This is a genomic window from Flavobacterium sp. 1, from assembly GCF_002797935.1.
In the GTDB taxonomy this organism is placed as follows: Bacteria; Bacteroidota; Bacteroidia; order Flavobacteriales; family Flavobacteriaceae; genus Flavobacterium.
On sequence record NZ_PGER01000001.1, the window covers coordinates 1796792 to 1815668 of the forward strand.

An 18877-nucleotide genomic window follows, 5' to 3' on the forward strand; every position below is an offset into this window, starting at 1 on the left:
AAAGACTTGCAGATAAAATTTCTGCAAGTCTTTTTTATTATTACGAAGCACCTTTTTTAATCTCTTGTAAAAGGTAGTTTTTGATCGGAACTGATAATCATATCAAATCCAATTTTAGCTTCATTAAACTGAAATGTAACTCCTGCTTCTTTAGATTCAAACGAATCCTTTCCTATTGGTGTCAATGAAAATTTCGGATAGTTTGTAATTTCTGCAAAAAGTACACTGTTGTTCTCTGTAATCTCTATTTTCAATGGAGCGGCTTTAGTAGAAAACTTTCCTAAATAACCGTCTAAAATAATATCTTTCTCAATTACTCCTTTATCAGACTTCCAAGTATTATTGCTTTCATCCACATCAGGAAATACATGACCTGGATCAATAATAACACTTTCTATTTCTTCAGTAGTATTTACTTTGAAAGACCAATCCACATTACGCTGCCAGATTTCGACAGGCAAATTAACACGGGTTATTTTTCCGATTTTCGTTTTTACATCTAAAACCACAGGCATAGCCATTTTTTCAAAGTTTTCGATAGTAATTATTGCTCCTTTGCTTGGATCATTTTTCACATATTTAACCGAATTTACTCCTTGGTCCAAACGCCAGTTGTTAACAAACCATCCTTTCCAAAACCAGCTTAAATCCTCACCTGCCACATTTTCTATCGTTCTGAAAAAGTCATCTGGAGCTGGATGCTTGAAAGCCCAACGTTCAACATAAGTTCTAAAAGCCAAATCAAAACGTTCAGGTCCTAATATTTGTTCTCTCAACATTACTAATCCGGCACTAGGTTTAAAATAACACAAAAGACCAATATTCTTTTCTTTCATATTGTCTGGAGAGCTCATTACCGGCTCAGTATTAGGATTTGTAAAATAATCGGCATTTTTATGAAGATCCATTACTTTACTTTTATACTCGCCGTTATTAAAATCAACCGAACTTATTGAGTTGATAAAAGTATTGAATCCTTCATCCATCCACCCAAATAAGCGCTCATTAGACCCTACAATCATTGGGAACCAGCCATGACCAAATTCATGATCTGTAACTCCCCATAAATCTTCACCTTTGGATTCCCAACCGCAAAAAACAATTCCCGGATATTCCATTCCGCCTTCATTTCCTGCCACATTGGTAGCTACTGGATAAGGATATTCAAACCATCTTTTAGAATAATTTTCAATCGAAGTTTTTGTATATTCAGTAGCACGTCCCCAAGCTTCAGTTCCAGCACTTTCAACTGGATAAGCTGATAATGCAAGTGATTTTTGACCGCTTGGCAAATTAATTCTGGCTCCATCTAAAATAAACGCTGGTGAAGATGCCCATGAAAGATCTCTTGCATTCTTGATTTTAAAATGCCATGTTTTTTCAGAAGCAGTTCCTGTTTTTGAAGCATTGGCAGCTACTTCTTCGGCTGTACGAATCATTATTGTTTTTTCGCTTTGCTTTGCCTCAGCAATTCTTTTTTGCTCGGTGGCAGTATATACGACCTTTGAGTTTTGCAACTCGCCTGAACAAACTACAATATGATTAGAAGGTACAGTAATATTCACATCAAAATCACCATATTCCAAATAAAACTCTGATGCTCCTAAATATGGGTTGGTATTCCATCCTCTCAAATCATCATACACGCACATACGCGGATACCATTGCGCTATGGTAAAAATTTTGCCGTTTTTAGTATCCAAAACTCCCGTTCTATCTGAACCTTCTTTTGGAGAAATAAAAGAGAAATCAATTTTGATGCTTACCACACCGCCTTTTGGTTTCAAATCATCTGGAAGAAAAACCTGCATTCTGGTATCGGTAATAATGTATTTTGCCTCTTTTTCAACAGATTTCCCCTTTGAAACAGAAACTATCTTAACGGATTTAATTTTATGCCCTCCGTCAAAAATTTCACCTCTTGCACCATTACGGCTTCCGTTAAGAGGTATAAGCGCATTTCCTCTTGAATCGGCTTTGAATAAATTTTGATCCAAATGCATCCAAACAAATGACATTTTATCATTACTGTTATTGGTATACGTTACAATATCTGTACCAACAATTTCATTTGTCTTTTCGTTTAATTTCGCCGTTAATTTATAGTCCGCTCTATTTTGCCAATAGGCATAACCCGGCTCACCGCTTGCCGAACGTGTCGGTGTTGCATCTTTGGTGTAAAAAAATGGCCCAAAAGCATCATGATAATCATACTTAGAAACGGGTTTAGAAGAAGAAGTGCCAGAAGCAGGAGTTTCCTGACTCCAAGAGGTACTAACCACAATTAATAAAGCCATTTGAAATAAGGCTCCAAAACGATTGTTTTTCATATGCAGATATTTATGTTTTTTTAATTGAAACAGTATTTAACAAGTACAATAATACCTAAACTTTTGTCTTTTTATTTATACATATTTCATGTTTTTAATCATTCAAAAGCAAATTAATGGAAAAAAAATTGATTTTCTAATTAAAATTAAGAATTTGATTGATTTTAGCTTCAAATAAAAATTTAGTTTTTCTTCTTTAAATAAGAATTATAAAATATCTTTACAAATAGCATTTTACCAATTAAAAATAACAATTATCGTGACCACTACCATATCAAACTCCATTTTAACTGCTGAAATAAAACATACAGGAGCCGAATTATGCTCTTTAAAAGATAATTCAAATAAAGAATACATCTGGAATGGAAATCCTGAATTTTGGGGAAAGCATTCTCCTGTTTTATTTCCAATTGTGGGCACTTTAAAAAACAATACCTATCAGCATAACAATATCGAATACCATTTATCCCGTCATGGTTTTGCCCGTGAAATGGAATTTAAATTAATTGACAAACAAGAAAGCAGCGCTACATTCTCATTAGTAGCTTCTCCAGAAACCAAAGAAAAATATCCTTTTAATTTTGATCTGCACCTAATTTATACACTGGAAAACAAAACATTGAAAATAGAATACAAAGTATTCAACAAAGGGGAATCAAAAATGTTTTTTTCAATCGGTGCGCATCCTGCATTTGATCTGCCAAATAATTTTGAAAATTACAGCTTGGCTTTTGAAACAAAAGACTCTTTAGATTATTATTTATTGGAAGATGGTCTAATTTCGAATGCAACAAATGAATTATCATTGGACAAAAATGAATTGCATTTGAATTATAAACTATTTGAAAATGATGCTTTGGTTTTTAAAAATATAAAATCCAAATCGGTTACTGTTTTAGAGAATTCTACACCGTTTTTGAAAGTGAGCTATCCTAGTTTTCCAGATTTAGGAATTTGGACGCCGCCAAATGCTCCTTTTATTTGTATTGAACCTTGGTTTGGATATTCTGATACTGTGGATAAATCCGGTTCGCTTTTAGATAAAGAAGGAATTCAGATCTTGGATCCGAATAAAACTTTTCATTCTGCTTTCAGCATTGAAATTCTATAAAACAATTTAAAAAAGTATGCTAGAAATCAAATTTTTACCTTTTCCAGTATTAAAAACTGAACGATTATTATTGCGCCAAGTAAACGTTAATGATGCGGAGACACTTTTGGCTCTGCGTTCCAATGACGAAGTCATGAAATATATTCCAAGACCGTACCTTAAAAACAAAGAAGATGCCCTGGAAATTATTGTTCTGTTTGATAATAAAATAGAAAACGGAATTGGCATTAACTGGGGAATTACATTCTTGGATAAACCCGAAGAAATCATAGGAATCATTGGTCATTACCGCATGAAACCTGAACATTATAGAGCCGAAGTGGGCTATATGCTTTTTCCTGAATACAATGGAAAAGGAATTGTTTCGGAAGCACTGCAAAAAGTGGTTGATTATGGTTTTAATGACATGAAACTGCACTCGATTGAGGCAATTTTGGATCCTGAAAATATAGCTTCGGAAAGGGTTTTGTTGAAAAATGGTTTTGTAAAAGAAGCTCATTTAATTGAAAATGAATACTACGACGGTCGTTTTCTGGACACTATGATTTATTCTAAATTGAATAAATAAACAGCAAACACCATTATTTCCTTATGAAAATCAATGCCCTAGCCCAAATGGAAACGGCATCCTGTTGTCCTGTCTCGTCCCAAAAGACGAGAAGGACAACAGATATAGTAGACAGCTGGAAATAGCTCCTAACTATTTGGATTATATTTTTGGAATGGTTTTTATATAGAGCTCTTCGACTTGTTTTCGAGCCCAATCTGTTTTTCGCAAAAAGGTAAGACTTGACTTTACACTTGGGTTTTCGTTGAACGATTTTATTTTAATCAGTTCCCCCAAAGTGTCAAATCCATAATATTCCACTAATGTTTCCACTATTTTTTGAAGTGTTACTCCGTGAAGCGGATTCTTTGATTGTTGTTTTTCCATAATGCAAATTTATGGCATTTTACCAAAAACAATTGGTCTTTCATTAATTAGTTCCTAAATTTGCCATACTATGCAAAAAAATGTAAACATACTCAATAAAAGAGCCCGATTCGATTATGAAATTCTGGAAACCTACACTGCAGGAATTGTATTGGCTGGAACCGAAATCAAATCCATTCGGTTAGGCAAAGCCAATATTACTGAAAGTTTCTGCGAATTTAGCGGCACTGAACTTTTTGCCATCAATACGTACATTGAAGAATATAGCTTTGGAAATCAATTTAATCATAAAGCCCGAAGTGAGCGCAAACTGCTTTTGAACAAAAGAGAATTAAAAGGTTTGGCTCGAAGTGTTCAGGCCAAAGGATTGACTATTGTTCCCTTAAAATTATTTACCAATGAAAAAGGGATAGCCAAATTACAGATTGGTCTTTGCCGAGGCAAAAAAACATACGACAAGAGAGAATCGCTAAAAGAACAGGATACCAAAAGGGATTTAGACAGAATCAAAAAGGCTTATTAAATAAATCCTGTTAATTTTTTTTTAATGTTATTTATTACAAAAAATATTGCAATTACAATAATTAAAAGCTAATTAAGGATGAAAAATAAACATAAAGAAAGAATATAAACCTAACTAATTTGATGACAATAAAGAACAGCTGGCCTTAAAATTATTTGCATTCCCATTTAAAATTAGAAACAGAATCATTCAGACCAGCTTTCAAATTGTAATGCCACCATTCTGAATCAAACGAATTGAAGTGTTCCTTGATCATAATTTTCTTCAGTAAATTTCTGTTATTTCTAATAATTTTCGAAAAACCAGGAAAATCATGACTGGCTTCTTTACCAAAAAAATCAAACGGAGTACCCATATCAAGTTCCTTTCCATCAAAATCCACGAGTGTTATATCGACCGCTCCTCCTCTATTATGAATAGAACCCTTAGCTGGGTTTGCAACATATTCTGGATTTGGAACAATTGCCCACATTCTTTTCTGAATATCCAACGGACGGTAACAATCAAATAATTTAATTTTAAAACCTTTCTTCATAAATCTTTCGTTAGCCAAAATCAATGCTTTTACAGTTTTGTAACGCAAATAACATTCGGCACAATCATAAACTTTAGATTTCAGAAAATTATCATCAGTAGCATATTTCATATCATACACAAAATCTTTGCTGTAATCTTTCAAATTTACAAAAGCAGTATCATTAACTGTATTTGAAGGCAAAATTCGAGTAGCTGCAGTCTGGGCAAAACTATTCCCAAAACACACAAAACAAAAAACAACAAACAAAGGTTTCCAATAAAATATCATATCAAATAAATTTTCATAAAAATAGGAATTTTAAAATGGTGCTGGAAAACATTTGTAACAAAAAGTTCCAGCAATAGCATTTGACCAAAATCTATAGCCCAAAATGACGACCCCAATATCTTTTTTTTAGGTCAGGAAATTCCACTTGCCGTTTTCTTGAAGAACCTTCATTAGTTTTAACTATTCTTGGAACCAATACTGCTATTAACTACAACTTTAATCAACTAGTAATCAATAATTTTAACAATTTAAACAAAATGTTTAATCAAATGATTAAACATTTTGTTTAAATAAAAAATCTTTCATACATTTATAATGTAATTTAATTCAAAACTCACAATGAGTAACCAAAAGCCCGATACCAGCACAGAAGAAAAAATTAAGGAAGCCGCTAAGACAGTTTTCTACAAAAAGGGATTTGCTGCAACCAGAACTAGAGACATTGCTGAAGAAGCCGGTCTTAATCTTGCTTTATTAAATTACTATTTCAGAAGTAAAGCCAAATTATTTGAACTTATAATGACTGAAACTTTAACGATTTTTGTTAAAAGCATGAGAACAATATTGAATGAAGAAAACACTACACTGGAAGAAAAAATAGAACTGCTTTCATCAAATTATATTGACTTTATAATCAAAGAGCCAGAATTGCCCACATTTATTGTAACCGAAATTCGTCACAATCCTGGTGGGATTTTAAAAAAACTTCCTGTAAAGGAAACTCTTATTGATTCTGCGTTTTTAAAACAACATCAGCAAGCAGTAAAAGAGGGCAGAATCACTGAACCTAATCCGTTACATTTTTTAATGAATCTGATGGGACTCGTAGCATTTCCTTTTATAGCAAAACCAATAATTATGGGAACAAGGAACCTGCAGATAGAGCAATTTAATGCTCTAATGATTCAGCGCAAAAAACTAATTCCTGTATGGATTAAGGCTATGATGGAATCATAATTTTTTCTGGACATACTTTAATTATATAATTAGATCGCGATAATAAATACGATAAAAATTGACAATTTAACACTTAATAATTATGCATATTAATTGTTTAAAAAAAATGTGCACTATACTGTTCATTTCAATGGCAGTTTATAGCAGTAATGCACAGACCGAAATTCTTACCCTTGAAAATTGTCATCTACTGGCAAGAGAGAATTATCCCGCCATTGCTAAGCTGGACTTAATAAACAAAAGCAGTGATTACGATATTCAAAATGCTAACAAACGTTATCTTCCTCAAATATCATTTTCAGGACAGGCATCTTATCAATCAGAAACAGTAAGTTTTCCTGATGCATTAGGACAAGGAGGAATACTTCCTTCGATAAGTAATGACCAGTATAAAATACAAGGAGAAATCAACCAGCTTTTGTTTGATGGAGGGAACACAAAAAATCAAAAAAAATTGATAAAAGCAAATTCAGAATTACAACTCCAGAATCTCGAAACGAATTTATATGCCATAAAACAGAGAATTAATAGCATCTACTTCTCTATTCTTTTGATGGACGCGCAATTAAAACAAAATGAGCTGAACATTGAAAACCTTCAGACTCAAGTACAAAAAACAGAAGCTGCACTTAAAAACGGCATTGCTTTTCAAAGCAGTCTAGATGAGCTAAAAGCAGAAATCTTAAACATTGAAATGGCAAGAACAGAATATCAATCTAATAAAATTGCATACCTAAAAATGCTTTCCTTATTCATTGGCAAAAAACTTTCGGCATCAAGCCAATTACAGCTTCCGCAGCCAAATTATATTTCTGCCGACATAAACCGGCCAGAACTGAAGGCGTATGATTTGCAAAAAACAATTTATGATGCGCAGGAAAAACAGTTACAATCGGACTACCTGCCACAAATGAGTGCCTTTTTTCAAGGTGCATACGGAAGGCCGACACTAAACATTATTGAAGATAAATTTGGCTCTTGGTATGTAGCAGGAATAAAACTTAACTGGTCTTTAGGAAGCTTATATACTTTATCAAACAAGAAAAATATTTTTAAACTAAACCGCCAGACAGCTGAAGCAGATAAACAGACATTTTTACTAAACACAAAATTAGATCTTTCGCAGCAGGATGAACAGGTCAAAAAATATTCTGAATTAATTCAGCAAGATGAACAGGCAATTGCTTTAAGATCATCTGTATCAAAATCTGCTGAAGCACAACTCAATAATGGCGTCATTACAACCCATGAGTATATCCAAAAGGTAAATACTGAACATTTAGCGAGACAAACTAAAATACTTCACGAAATACAATTGCTGCAGGCAAAATATAGTCAAAAATTTATCTCTGGTAATTAACAATAAACAATATAAAATGAAAAAATCATTATTACTCATCACAATTGCACTAATTTTTATTGGCTGCAGAAAACAGAATGAATATGATGCATCTGGTAATTTTGAAGCCAACGAAGTAATTGTTTCAGCACAACAGAATGGAATTCTTCTGTCCTATTCTGTCGAAGAAGGTTCTCAGCTAAAAAAAGGCGAAAAAGTTGGTCAAATTGATATGCGTACTATTGAGCTTCAAAAAGAACAGGTTGAGGCGAGCATTAGTGCATTGTCACAAAAAACAATAAATCCAAATAATCAATCGGAATTAGTTAAACGCCAATTATCTGTTCAGGAAGCACAACTCGAACAACAGCTACGGGAGCGCACCAGAACACAAAATCTTGTAAAAGCAGATGCAGCAACTCAAAAACAGCTCGACGATAATAATGCCGCAATTGATCAGTTAAAAAAACAAATAGCTGTGACTAAACAACAATTAACGTTGAATACCTACAATACAAATACACAAAACCGAAGCATTTTAAGCGAAAAAGAACCTCTTAAGAAATCTGTTGCACAATATCAGGAACAGCTTAATAAAGGGCAGATTATTAATCCTATTGACGGAATAGTTCTGGCAAATTATGCACTGCAGGGAGAATTACAGGTTATAGGAAAACCTATTTACAAAATCGCAAATACAGATACGCTTAATTTAAGAGCTTATATTACGGGAACACAGCTGCCAGAAATTAAAACCGGACAGCAGGTAAAAGTACGAATTGATCAGGGAGAAGATAAATACAAAGAGTATTCTGGAATTATCACATGGATTTCAAACAAATCTGAATTTTCGCCAAAAACAATCCAAACTAAAGAGGAAAGAGCCAATCTGGTTTATGCGATTAAGGCAAAAGTAAAAAATGACGGCTATCTAAAAATTGGAATGTACGGCGAAATATTGTGGTCTAAACAATAAAAAGATGTATTCAGTAATTGCAAAAAATATAATCAAAACATACGGTGATGTAAAAGCTGTAGACGATGTTTCTTTTGAAATCAAAAAAGGAGAGCTCTTTGGTCTCATTGGTCCAGATGGAGCGGGAAAAACATCAATATTTCGGATTTTAACTACGCTCCTGCTTGCCGACAGCGGAACAGCATCTGTAGAGGGCCACGATGTGGTAAAAGATTATCAGGCAATACGAAACCGCGTGGGTTATATGCCCGGACGTTTTTCGCTATATCAGGATTTAACGGTAAAAGAAAACCTGACTTTCTTTGCAACGGTATTTGGAACTACAATTGAGGAAAACTATGATCTTATCAAAGATATTTACGATCAAATAAAACCTTTTAATGACCGCAGAGCAGGAAAACTTTCCGGCGGTATGAAACAAAAACTGGCGCTTTGCTGTGCGCTTGTACACAAACCCGAAGTTTTATTCTTAGATGAACCCACAACTGGGGTCGATGTCGTTTCTCGCAAAGAATTTTGGGAAATGCTGGCAAAACTTAAAAAACAGAATATTACTATAGTCGTTTCAACTCCTTATATGGATGAGGCTGATCTTTGTGACCGCATTGCGCTGATTCAGGGAGGAAAAATCATGTCGATTAATGAACCGCAAGTGATTGTTCAGAATTTCCCTAAGCATCTTTTTGCAGCCAAATCTGATGATATTTATGCACTTTTGAAAGATTTACGTGCTGATCCAACGATTGAAAGCTGTTATGCATTTGGTGAATATCTGCATTTTACGCTGATTTCAGATACCGATGAAAAGCTGGTTTTAAAAGAAATTTCAAACAAGCACAATCATGAAGGATTTGAAGTAAAAAGAATTACGGCTTCGATTGAAGACAGTTTTATTCGCTTAATGAAAGAGCAAACTGCAATACAGCATTAAAAAAATACCCAATGGAAGATAAAGCAATAATCTGTAAAAATCTCACTAAACAATTTGGCGATTTTAAAGCAGTTGACAGTATCAGTTTTGATGTTGACAAAGGAGAAATCTTTGGGTTTCTTGGAGCAAATGGAGCCGGAAAAACCACGGCAATGCGTATTCTTTGCGGACTTTCTTTTCCAACATCTGGCGAAGCTTCAGTTGCAGGTTTTAATGTGTATAAACAACAGGAACAGATTAAAAAAAATATTGGTTATATGAGTCAGAAGTTTTCCTTGTATGATAATCTAACGATATTAGAAAATATTGAATTTTATGGTGGCGTATATGGCGTTTCCCGTCCAGAAATTAAAGAACGAAGCAAAGATCTTGTCGAAACTTTGGGACTCGAAAAAGAAGCTAAAAAACTCGTTGGCGCACTGCCTTTAGGATGGAAACAAAAGTTAGCTTTTTCCGTGGCAATATTTCATCGACCAAAAATTGTGTTTTTGGATGAACCAACAGGCGGTGTTGATCCAATTACAAGAAGACAATTTTGGGATATGATTTATGAAGCCGCAGCAACGGGAATTACTGTATTTGTTACAACACACTACATGGATGAAGCTGAATACTGTGATCGCATAACCGTTATGGTTGACGGACGTGTAGAAGCTTTAGACAGCCCCACAAATTTAAAAAAGCAGTTTAATACTCACTCAATGGATGATGTTTTTTATCAACTAGCAAGAGGTGCTAAAAGATCAGGAGATTAAGATGAAACAGTTATTAGCCTTTATTAAAAAAGAATTTTATCACGTATTCAGAGATCGCAGAACACTGCTGATACTTTTTGGCCTTCCAATTGTGGAGATTATTTTGTTCGGCTTTGCACTAAGCAGTGAGGTGAAAAATATTGGTGTTGGCATTCAAGACAATGCGCATGATGTAAATTCACAGCAAATAATCAACAAAATACAAACCAGTACTTATTTCAAAGTAAAAAGCCCTATTATTAATTATAAAGATATAGAAAGCCGTTTTAAAGAAGGCAGTATAAAGTGTGCAATAATAATCCCTTCCAATTTTAGTGCAGATTTATATCGTAACGGTGGAGCTCACATACAAGTTATAGCGGATGCTTCTGATCCCAACACGGCAACTATAGTAACTAATTATCTTAAAACCATTATAGCAATTTACCAGCAGGAACTTAACCCAAATACAAAGCTGTCTTATCAAATCATACCTCAATTGAGGCTGTTATATAATGAAGAACAAAACGGTTCGCTTAACTTTATTCCAGGTGTTATTGCACTAATCTTTATGATTGTCAGTACCGCATTAACATCCGTAGCAGTGGTAAGGGAAAAAGAACTGGGAACCATGGAAATTTTATTGGTCTCCCCTTTTAAACCTATTATGGTTTTAATAGCAAAAGCAATACCTTATTTGGTTTTATCTTTGATTAACTTTATAATTATACTATTGCTCTCTGTCTTTCTGCTCAATATTACAATACAAGGAAACCTCCTGCTTATTTTTGGCGAAAGCATCTTATTTATAATTACCTGTCTTTCTTTGGGCTTATTAATTTCAAATATCACAAATTCTCAGCAGACTGCTATGCTTATATCGATGATGGGGATGATGCTCCCTACCCTATTATTAACAGGATTCATGTTTCCACTAGAAAATATGCCTTGGATATTTCAGGTTATCTCACATGTTTTGCCTTCTAAATATTATTATGACATTATGAAAGCTGTTATGCTGAAAGGTCTTGGTTTTAATTATGTTTGGAAAGAAACACTTCTTCTCGCAGGAATGTCAATTGTACTATTGACAATTGCTTTAAAGAAATTTAAAATCAGATTATCATGAAAGAACTTGGCTTTTTGCTACAGAAAGAATTTCGCCAGATACTCAGGGACAAAATTATCCTGGCTATAATGTTTGCGGTTCCAACCATTCAGTTAATCATTATGCCGTTAGCGGCAAATTTTGAAGTAAAAAACATCAACGTTGCTTATGTTGATCACGATCATAGCACCTATTCTCAAAAACTAATCAATAAAATTGGTTCCTCAGGATATTTCCGAATTGTTGACTGTCCTCTTTCTTATAAAGAAGGATTAAAATTGATTGAAGAAGGCAATGCCGATGTTGTCCTTGAAATCCCAGCTGGTTTTGAGCGCGGTTTAGTCAGAGAAGGCAGTCAGCAGGTTAATATTGCTGTAGATGCTATTAATGGAACAAAATCTTCAATAGGAAGTGGTTATTTAATGTCAGTAATTGCAGAATTTAACTCCAGCCTTGATGTCAATATTAAATCACCTAGAGGAATTATTTACACCCAAGCGGCATCTGCAAGCATTGAAAATTCAAACTGGTACAATCCTAAGGCAGAATATAAATACTACATGGTTCCAGGAATTTTAGTTTTACTGCTCACTATGATCGGAGGTTTTATTACAGCCCTTAATATTGTAAAGGAAAAAGAAATCGGCACAATCGAACAAATCAATGTTACGCCCATAAAAAAATGGCAGTTTATCTTGGGTAAACTTATTCCGTTTTGGATTGTTGGCATAATAGTTTTTACTGTAGGCCTTATTGTTATGTATGTCATATATGGAATCTTTCCACAGGGAAGTTTAGCCCTGTTATATTTATTTGCAGGTGTTTATTTAATTGCTCTTTTGGGTCTTGGCCTGCTGATTTCTACTTTTGCAGATACACAGCTGCAGGCGATGTTTATAGCATTCTTCTTTATGATGGTTTTTATGCTGATGAGCGGTTTATTTACAAGTACCGACAGCATGCCTGACTGGGCAAAAACTATCTCTGATTTTACGCCGGTTGCACATTTTATTACTGTTGTTCGTCTTATCGTTTTAAAAGGAAGCGGTTTTAAAGAAGTAAGCGATGAATTACTGTATCTTATCGTTTTTGCTGCCGTCTTAAATAGCCTTGCAATCTACAACTATAAGAAAACTACATAAAAAAGGGTTGTTTTGTGAAAAAAAGAATATTATTTAGAATCCCGCAACAAATTATTTTTTAGTTTTCTAACACAAATTCTCCTTTTCCGGAGACAGCCTAAACATGATTGCCATTGTATCTTCAACGAGTCTTTATGGTAATCATTAGTCAGCCAAAAAGTTTATGAAGCAGTATGGATTTATTTCCTATATCCTGAACAAAAGCAAATTCAATATGTGCATTGCAAACTGCCCTTTTAATCCCCAGTTTTGTTTTTTTTTGTTAAAAATAGCCATCGAGGTTAGGTCTGCAAGACTTTAAGTTACTGAAATAGTAGTATTTATCATAAAAAAAAGAAAACCTTTACTTTTTTTTATATCTTTAATAGACAAAAGTAAACGAAGAAATGCTATGAGCCTAATAAAAATATTTCTAATTGAAGACGATGTTTTTTTTGGTGAAACCTTAAAATACCATTTAACGTTAAATCCAGATTTTGAAGTCCATCTTTACTCTTCTGGAAAAGAGTGTTTAAGCCATTTATATCTCAAACCAGACATCCTTTGTTTAGACTTTGGTCTACCTGATATTACGGGAGATTTACTTTTTAAAAAGATAAAAGAAACCAATAATTCGATTCCTATAATCATCATCAGTGGACAGGAGGATATTGAAGTAGCTGTCGAATTCTTAAAATCGGGTGCCAAAGATTATATTGTAAAAAATAGCCACACCAAAGACTTACTGTGGAACGCCATTATTAAAATAAGAGAAAATTTAAGTTTAGCTCTTGAAGTAGAAGAACTTAAGGAAAAATTAGAACAGAAGTTTAGTTTTGAAAAAACAATTATTGGCCAAAGTGATGCAATTAAGAGTGTTTTCAATAAAATAAACAAATCGATCAATACCAATATAAATGTTTCCATAACCGGAGAAACTGGAACTGGCAAAGAGGTCGTTGCCAAAGCTATCCATTATAATTCCGATTTAAAAGACAAACCCTTTATAGCGGTAAATATGGCCGCAATTCCAAAAGAGTTAATGGAAAGTGAGTTCTTTGGGCATGAAAAAGGAGCTTTTACGGGTGCTGATAATAAAAGCATCGGTAAATTTGAACAGGCAGACGGCGGAACTATTTTCTTAGATGAAATAGCCGAATTGGATTTAAATCTTCAAAGTAAATTACTTCGTGTTTTACAAGAAAGAGAAGTTGTACGTTTAGGCGGTTCGACAAAAATAAAATTCAACGCCAGGCTGATTATTGCTACTCACAAAGATTTAGCTCAAGAAGTTAAAAAAGGAAAATTTAGAGAAGATTTATATTATAGAATTATTGGATTACCTATTGAGCTGCCTCCTTTAAGAGAAAGAGGAAATGACACTTTATTACTGACAAAACATTTCATTGATCTGTTTGTAAAAGAGAATAAAATGAAACCTATTATCTTATCAAAAGAAGCTAAAGATAAATTATTGAAATATCCTTTCCCAGGAAACATTCGAGAATTGAAGTCGGCTATAGATTTAGCATGCGTGATGTGTGAAGCAAATGAAATCGTGGCTGATGATTTTTCGTTTAACAGCATTCATGACACCAATTTTTTTCTTTCAGAAGAGAAAACACTAAAAGAATATAACACTGAAATTATTTTACATTATCTCAATAAGAATAATAACGATGTATTAAAAACGGCCAAAAAACTTGACATTAGTAAGTCAACCATATACAATTTAATTCAGTCATTGGAAATTAAAAAATAAAATCATGAAAGTAACAACAGCTTTATACAAAGAGAATTCTTTTATTGAAAGAGAGAATGAAGAGGTCTTAAATTTTGATCAAGCGCAATTAGTGCTTGGATTTGGATCACGAGATTTAATATCAAGTCCGATCTCATTTGAATTTATAAAAAATGAATTTCCAAATTCAGAAATACTTTTATGTTCGTCCTCTGGAGAAATTTATGGCCAGCAGGTTATTGATAATACGATTTCGATAATAGCTATGTCCTTTTCAAAAACTACATTAAAAACATCAGAAGTTGATATTGATGATTACTCCTCCAGTTTTGAAGCAGGAATCTCATTAATTAATACATTCCCACAGGACGATTTAAAATTAGTATTTGTCCTTTCTGATGGTGGAAAAGTAAATGGCAGCGAACTGGTAAAAGGGATGAACCACGTCAAAAAAGAGTCCGTATTAATTACTGGAGGGTTGGCTGGCGATGGAGCCAAATTTGAAAAAACTTATGTAGGGTTAAATAAAATTCCCGAAACAGGGAAGATTATTGCAGTAGGTTTTTATGGCGATAAATTAGAAGTGTCTCATGGCTCCATTGGCGGTTGGGAAAGTTTTGGATTAGAAAGAACCGTTACCAAAGCTACCGGAAATGTATTATTTGAAATCGATGGCAAAAATGCACTTGATTTATACAAAACATACTTGGGTAAATATGCGGATGAACTCCCAGGGTCAGCGTTATTATTTCCTTTATCCATAAAATTAGACGAAAGCGAAGATCCAATAGTACGAACAATTTTATCAATAGACGAAAAAAATCAATCCATGACTTTTGCAGGTGATATTCCAACAGGAAGCAAAGTGCGCTTTATGAAAGCTAATTTTGATCGATTGATCGATGCAGCAAGCGATGCCGCTACTACCTGTTTAAAAATGAATAATACCAATCCAAAATTAGCCATCTTAATTAGCTGCGTGGGAAGAAAACTCATTCTAGGCAATAGAACTGAAGAAGAAATAGAAGCCGTTTCAGAAATATTTGGTGAACAAACAAAACTCACTGGTTTCTACTCTTATGGCGAAATTTCTCCTCTAAAACCCATGGCAAATTGCGAATTGCACAATCAAACGATGACTATTACTTGTTTAAACGAAAGAGATTAAATATGGATTATCATAAACATTTGCAAAAACAAATTAAAAGACATCTACCGCTTGAATTGGCTGATGATCCTTCCATACAATCATTTATCCAGTCTATAAACGATTCCTACTTAGCTTTTGAAAGAGATAAAGAATTGATGGATCATTCTTTTCAGGAAAGTGAGAAAGAATATAATGAAATTAATCTAAATTTAAAAAAGGAATATGCTTTAAAACAAGAATCCATTTCTAATTTATATGATAGTCTGGAAACTTTAGATGAAAATTATGCAGGCATAAACCCAGATGATGATGTTGATGATTTACTCTTTATTTCTAAGTATTTGAATAAGCAGATTGAAACTAAAAAAGCCATCGAAGATAGTCTGTCCAGAACAGTAGAATTACTAAAAACATTATTTGAGAATCTTCAATCCGGTATTTTGGTAGAGGATGAAAATCAAAACATCTTATTTTCAAATCAACTTTTTTGGGATCAAAAGAAAAAATCGGTGACTCCCGAAGAAACAGAGGGAATCAATTTTTCGGTACTATTTGAAGAAAATAAATTCTTATACAAAAACCCTGAAGCCTTTGTTTTAAGAGTTAAAGAACTTTTGAAAAATAAAAAAATCGTTACTAGAGAGTTAATAGAAACTATTGACAATCAATACTTAGAGCGCGATTTTATTCCAATTTTTATAGACAAAGCACACAAAGGCCAATTATGGAAATATACAGATGTTACTGATCAAATACTAAATCAGAAACTTCTTGAACAAAGCGAAGAACGAAGCAGACGAATTATGAATGCTTCTCTAAATGCTATAATCACAATAGATAACATAGGTAAAATTACATTTTGGAACCAACAGGCAGAGACTATTTTTGGATGGAAAAAAGAAGAAATATTGGGCAAAATATTTACAAATTACATTGTCCCACCCTATAATAAAGAAAATTATGATAATGGTATCAAGCAATATCTGGCCAATGGCGAAGATACTTTTTTAAACAAACAGATAGAACTGGATGCGATTAATAAAGAAGGAATTATATTCCCCACTGAAGTCTCTATTATTCCAATTACTCAAAATGGAGAAACTTTTTTTTGTTCCTTTATTCAAGATATTTCCAAAAGAAAAAAAGCTGAATCCAACTTAAAATTTCAAGAAGAAAAGTATCGAAACATTATTGCAAATATGAATTTAGGTTTAATAGAAGTAGATAACAATGAGATTATACAATTTGTCAATCAGAGTTTTGCAACCATGTCTGGGTATGAAGTGAGTGAACTTTTGGGTAAAAACCCAACAGACGTTTTTATTTTTGGAGAAAATAAAGAAAAAATATCCTCGAAAATTACTTTACGCGAACAAGGCATATCTGATTTATATCAAGTTCCCATTAAAAACAAAAGAGGAGAACTAAAATGGTGGACAATAAGCGGCGGACCCAATTATGATGACAATGGAAACCTTATTGGTTCAGTGGGAATCCACTTGGATGTAACGGAACAAAAGCAATTAGAAATTGATCTTGAAGCCGAAAAAATAAAAGCTCAGGAAGCATCCAAAGCCAAAGAAACGTTTCTAGCTAATATGAGTCATGAAATACGTACGCCTCTTAATGCTATTATTGGTTTTTTACGGGAATTAGAAAAGCAGGAACTTACAGACCTTCAGAAAAAGTATATCGAAAACAGCTCTATTGCATCCAAACATTTGCTTTCTATAATCAATAACATATTAGATATTTCTAAAATTGAAGCTGGCGAAATGGTACTTGAAAAAGAAGATTTCATTTTAAAAAATTCCATTAAAAATGTAATCCAGATTCTCAAACCAAAAGCTCTAGAGAAAGGGCTAAAACTCAATTTTAAATTATCTGATCAAGTAAATAAGGTATTGAAGGGAGATACCTTACGATTGGAACAAATACTTTACAACCTGATCGGGAATGCTTTAAAATTTACTTCAAAAGGCAAAATATCTGTTGGATGCGACGTCATTAAAGATAATAACACCTTTCAGGAATTATGCCTATCCATCTCCGACACAGGAATAGGGATGGACGATAGTTTTATCAAAAATATTTTTAGGAAATTTTCGCAAGAAGATAAAACCATTACTAGAAAATTTGGAGGAACGGGTTTAGGTATGGCCATAACCTATGAACTTATCCAATTGATGGATGCCAAAATAGCTATTGAAAGCAAAAAAAATGAAGGAACTACTATTCGCATTTATATCAACTTTATAAAAGGAAATCCTGAAAACATCTCTAATTTAAAACAGCAGGAAAAAAAGATAGACCTTAACGGGCTTTCCATTTTATTAGTTGAAGACAATGAAATGAATCGAATGGTAGCACAAAATACGCTTCAATATTATGATTGCACCGTCACAGAGGCTGAGAATGGAATGGAAGCAATTAATATATTAAAAAATCAAAATTTTGATATTATATTGATGGATCTTCAAATGCCTGAAATGGATGGTTATGAAACTACCAAAATCATTAGAAGCGATTTTAAACTAACGACTCCTATTATTGCACTTACTGCAAATGCTTTTAAAGCAGAAATTGAAAAATGCAAAAATGCAGGAATGAATGATTATGTTACAAAACCTTTTGATGAAACTATTCTTTTAAATACCATTGCAAAATATACTGTACATAAACAAATTGTAACTCTTAATGAAAATGAATCTTTGAGTAATGAAAAACTGTACAATCTTAACTCTTTAAATAATTTAAGCAGAGGGAATTCGGAATTTGTAATGAAAATGGTTCGTCTATTTATAAAACAAACAGTAAGCGAAATCGAAAATATCACAAACGCATTGGCAGTTGATGATTTTCCCGAAGTGAGCAGATTAATTCATAAAATAAAACCAAGCGTAGAAAGTTTAGGTATTACATCCATCCTGGATGAGATCAAATTACTTGAAAAAATAGCTAAAGAAACTACTGATAAAGAACAAATTATCTCCCTTTTTTCAATTATAAAACCTGCATTACTGCAAGTTATTACCCTCCTTCGGGAAAATGAACTAGACAAATAACCTTTATTTTTTCATCATTATTGGAATTATTTTCCAAAATTTGGAAAAAAGA

16 protein-coding genes are annotated in these 18877 nt (G+C 33.3%); 13 read left to right on the forward strand and 3 right to left on the reverse strand.

Annotated elements, in window-relative coordinates; translation table 11 throughout:
• Positions 1–56 precede the first annotated feature (56 nt).
• The gene (locus CLU83_RS07270; protein ID WP_100430992.1) at positions 57–2330 is read right to left on the reverse strand and encodes a M1 family metallopeptidase; all 2274 of its coding nucleotides are present in this window, start codon (positions 2328–2330) and stop codon (positions 57–59) included.
• 259 nt (positions 2331–2589) lie between these two features.
• Here CLU83_RS07270 and CLU83_RS07275 point away from each other — a divergent pair, with 259 nt between their 5' ends.
• Positions 2590–3441, forward strand: coding sequence for an aldose 1-epimerase family protein (locus tag CLU83_RS07275; protein WP_100430993.1), 852 nt, complete (start codon positions 2590–2592; stop codon positions 3439–3441).
• 16 nt (positions 3442–3457) lie between these two features.
• Positions 3458–4009, forward strand: coding sequence for a GNAT family N-acetyltransferase (locus CLU83_RS07280; RefSeq protein WP_100430994.1), 552 nt, complete (start codon positions 3458–3460; stop codon positions 4007–4009).
• A 141-nt stretch (positions 4010–4150) separates the two neighbouring features.
• Here CLU83_RS07280 and CLU83_RS07285 read toward each other — a convergent pair whose 3' ends face one another.
• Positions 4151–4375, reverse strand: a complete 225-nt coding sequence (locus CLU83_RS07285; protein ID WP_100430995.1) for a VF530 family DNA-binding protein — start codon at positions 4373–4375, stop codon at positions 4151–4153.
• Positions 4376–4445: 70 nt separating this feature from the next.
• Here CLU83_RS07285 and smpB point away from each other — a divergent pair, with 70 nt between their 5' ends.
• A complete protein-coding gene (gene smpB, locus CLU83_RS07290; RefSeq protein ID WP_100430996.1) occupies positions 4446–4898 on the forward strand; it encodes an SsrA-binding protein SmpB in 453 nt (150 codons plus the stop codon).
• Between the two features lie 151 nt (positions 4899–5049).
• Here the strand turns inward: smpB and CLU83_RS07295 are convergent, their stop codons facing one another.
• A complete protein-coding gene (locus CLU83_RS07295; protein ID WP_100430997.1) occupies positions 5050–5703 on the reverse strand; it encodes a M15 family metallopeptidase in 654 nt (217 codons plus the stop codon).
• A gap of 339 nt (positions 5704–6042) precedes the next feature.
• Here CLU83_RS07295 and CLU83_RS07305 point away from each other — a divergent pair, with 339 nt between their 5' ends.
• From CLU83_RS07305 to CLU83_RS07350, 10 genes are all read left to right on the forward strand, one after another.
• Entirely contained in the window at positions 6043–6660 is a 618-nt protein-coding gene (locus tag CLU83_RS07305; protein WP_100430998.1) for a TetR/AcrR family transcriptional regulator, read from the forward strand.
• A 106-nt stretch (positions 6661–6766) separates the two neighbouring features.
• Positions 6767–8020 carry a TolC family protein gene (locus CLU83_RS07310; protein ID WP_232727004.1) on the forward strand — a complete coding sequence of 418 codons (1254 nt, stop codon included), beginning with the start codon at positions 6767–6769 and terminating at the stop codon, positions 8018–8020.
• Between the two features lie 16 nt (positions 8021–8036).
• A complete protein-coding gene (locus CLU83_RS07315; RefSeq protein WP_100431000.1) occupies positions 8037–8975 on the forward strand; it encodes an HlyD family secretion protein in 939 nt (312 codons plus the stop codon).
• Positions 8976–8979: 4 nt separating this feature from the next.
• A complete protein-coding gene (locus tag CLU83_RS07320; RefSeq protein WP_100431001.1) occupies positions 8980–9906 on the forward strand; it encodes an ABC transporter ATP-binding protein in 927 nt (308 codons plus the stop codon).
• Between the two features lie 11 nt (positions 9907–9917).
• Entirely contained in the window at positions 9918–10661 is a 744-nt protein-coding gene (locus CLU83_RS07325; RefSeq protein WP_100431002.1) for an ABC transporter ATP-binding protein, read from the forward strand.
• Position 10662: 1 nt separating this feature from the next.
• On the forward strand, positions 10663–11769 hold the full coding sequence (locus CLU83_RS07330; protein ID WP_100433655.1) for an ABC transporter permease: 1107 nt from the start codon (positions 10663–10665) through the stop codon (positions 11767–11769).
• Positions 11766–12890, forward strand: a complete 1125-nt coding sequence (locus tag CLU83_RS07335; protein WP_100431003.1) for an ABC transporter permease — start codon at positions 11766–11768, stop codon at positions 12888–12890. The genes CLU83_RS07330 and CLU83_RS07335 overlap by 4 nt, the downstream gene beginning before the upstream one ends.
• A 391-nt stretch (positions 12891–13281) precedes the next feature.
• Positions 13282–14631 carry a sigma-54 dependent transcriptional regulator gene (locus tag CLU83_RS07340; RefSeq protein ID WP_100431004.1) on the forward strand — a complete coding sequence of 450 codons (1350 nt, stop codon included), beginning with the start codon at positions 13282–13284 and terminating at the stop codon, positions 14629–14631.
• A gap of 4 nt (positions 14632–14635) precedes the next feature.
• Positions 14636–15778: an FIST signal transduction protein gene (locus CLU83_RS07345; RefSeq protein ID WP_100431005.1), complete on the forward strand. Its 1143-nt coding sequence runs from the start codon at positions 14636–14638 to the stop codon at positions 15776–15778.
• Between the two features lie 2 nt (positions 15779–15780).
• Positions 15781–18825, forward strand: coding sequence for a PAS domain-containing hybrid sensor histidine kinase/response regulator (locus CLU83_RS07350; protein WP_100431006.1), 3045 nt, complete (start codon positions 15781–15783; stop codon positions 18823–18825).
• Positions 18826–18877 lie beyond the last annotated feature (52 nt).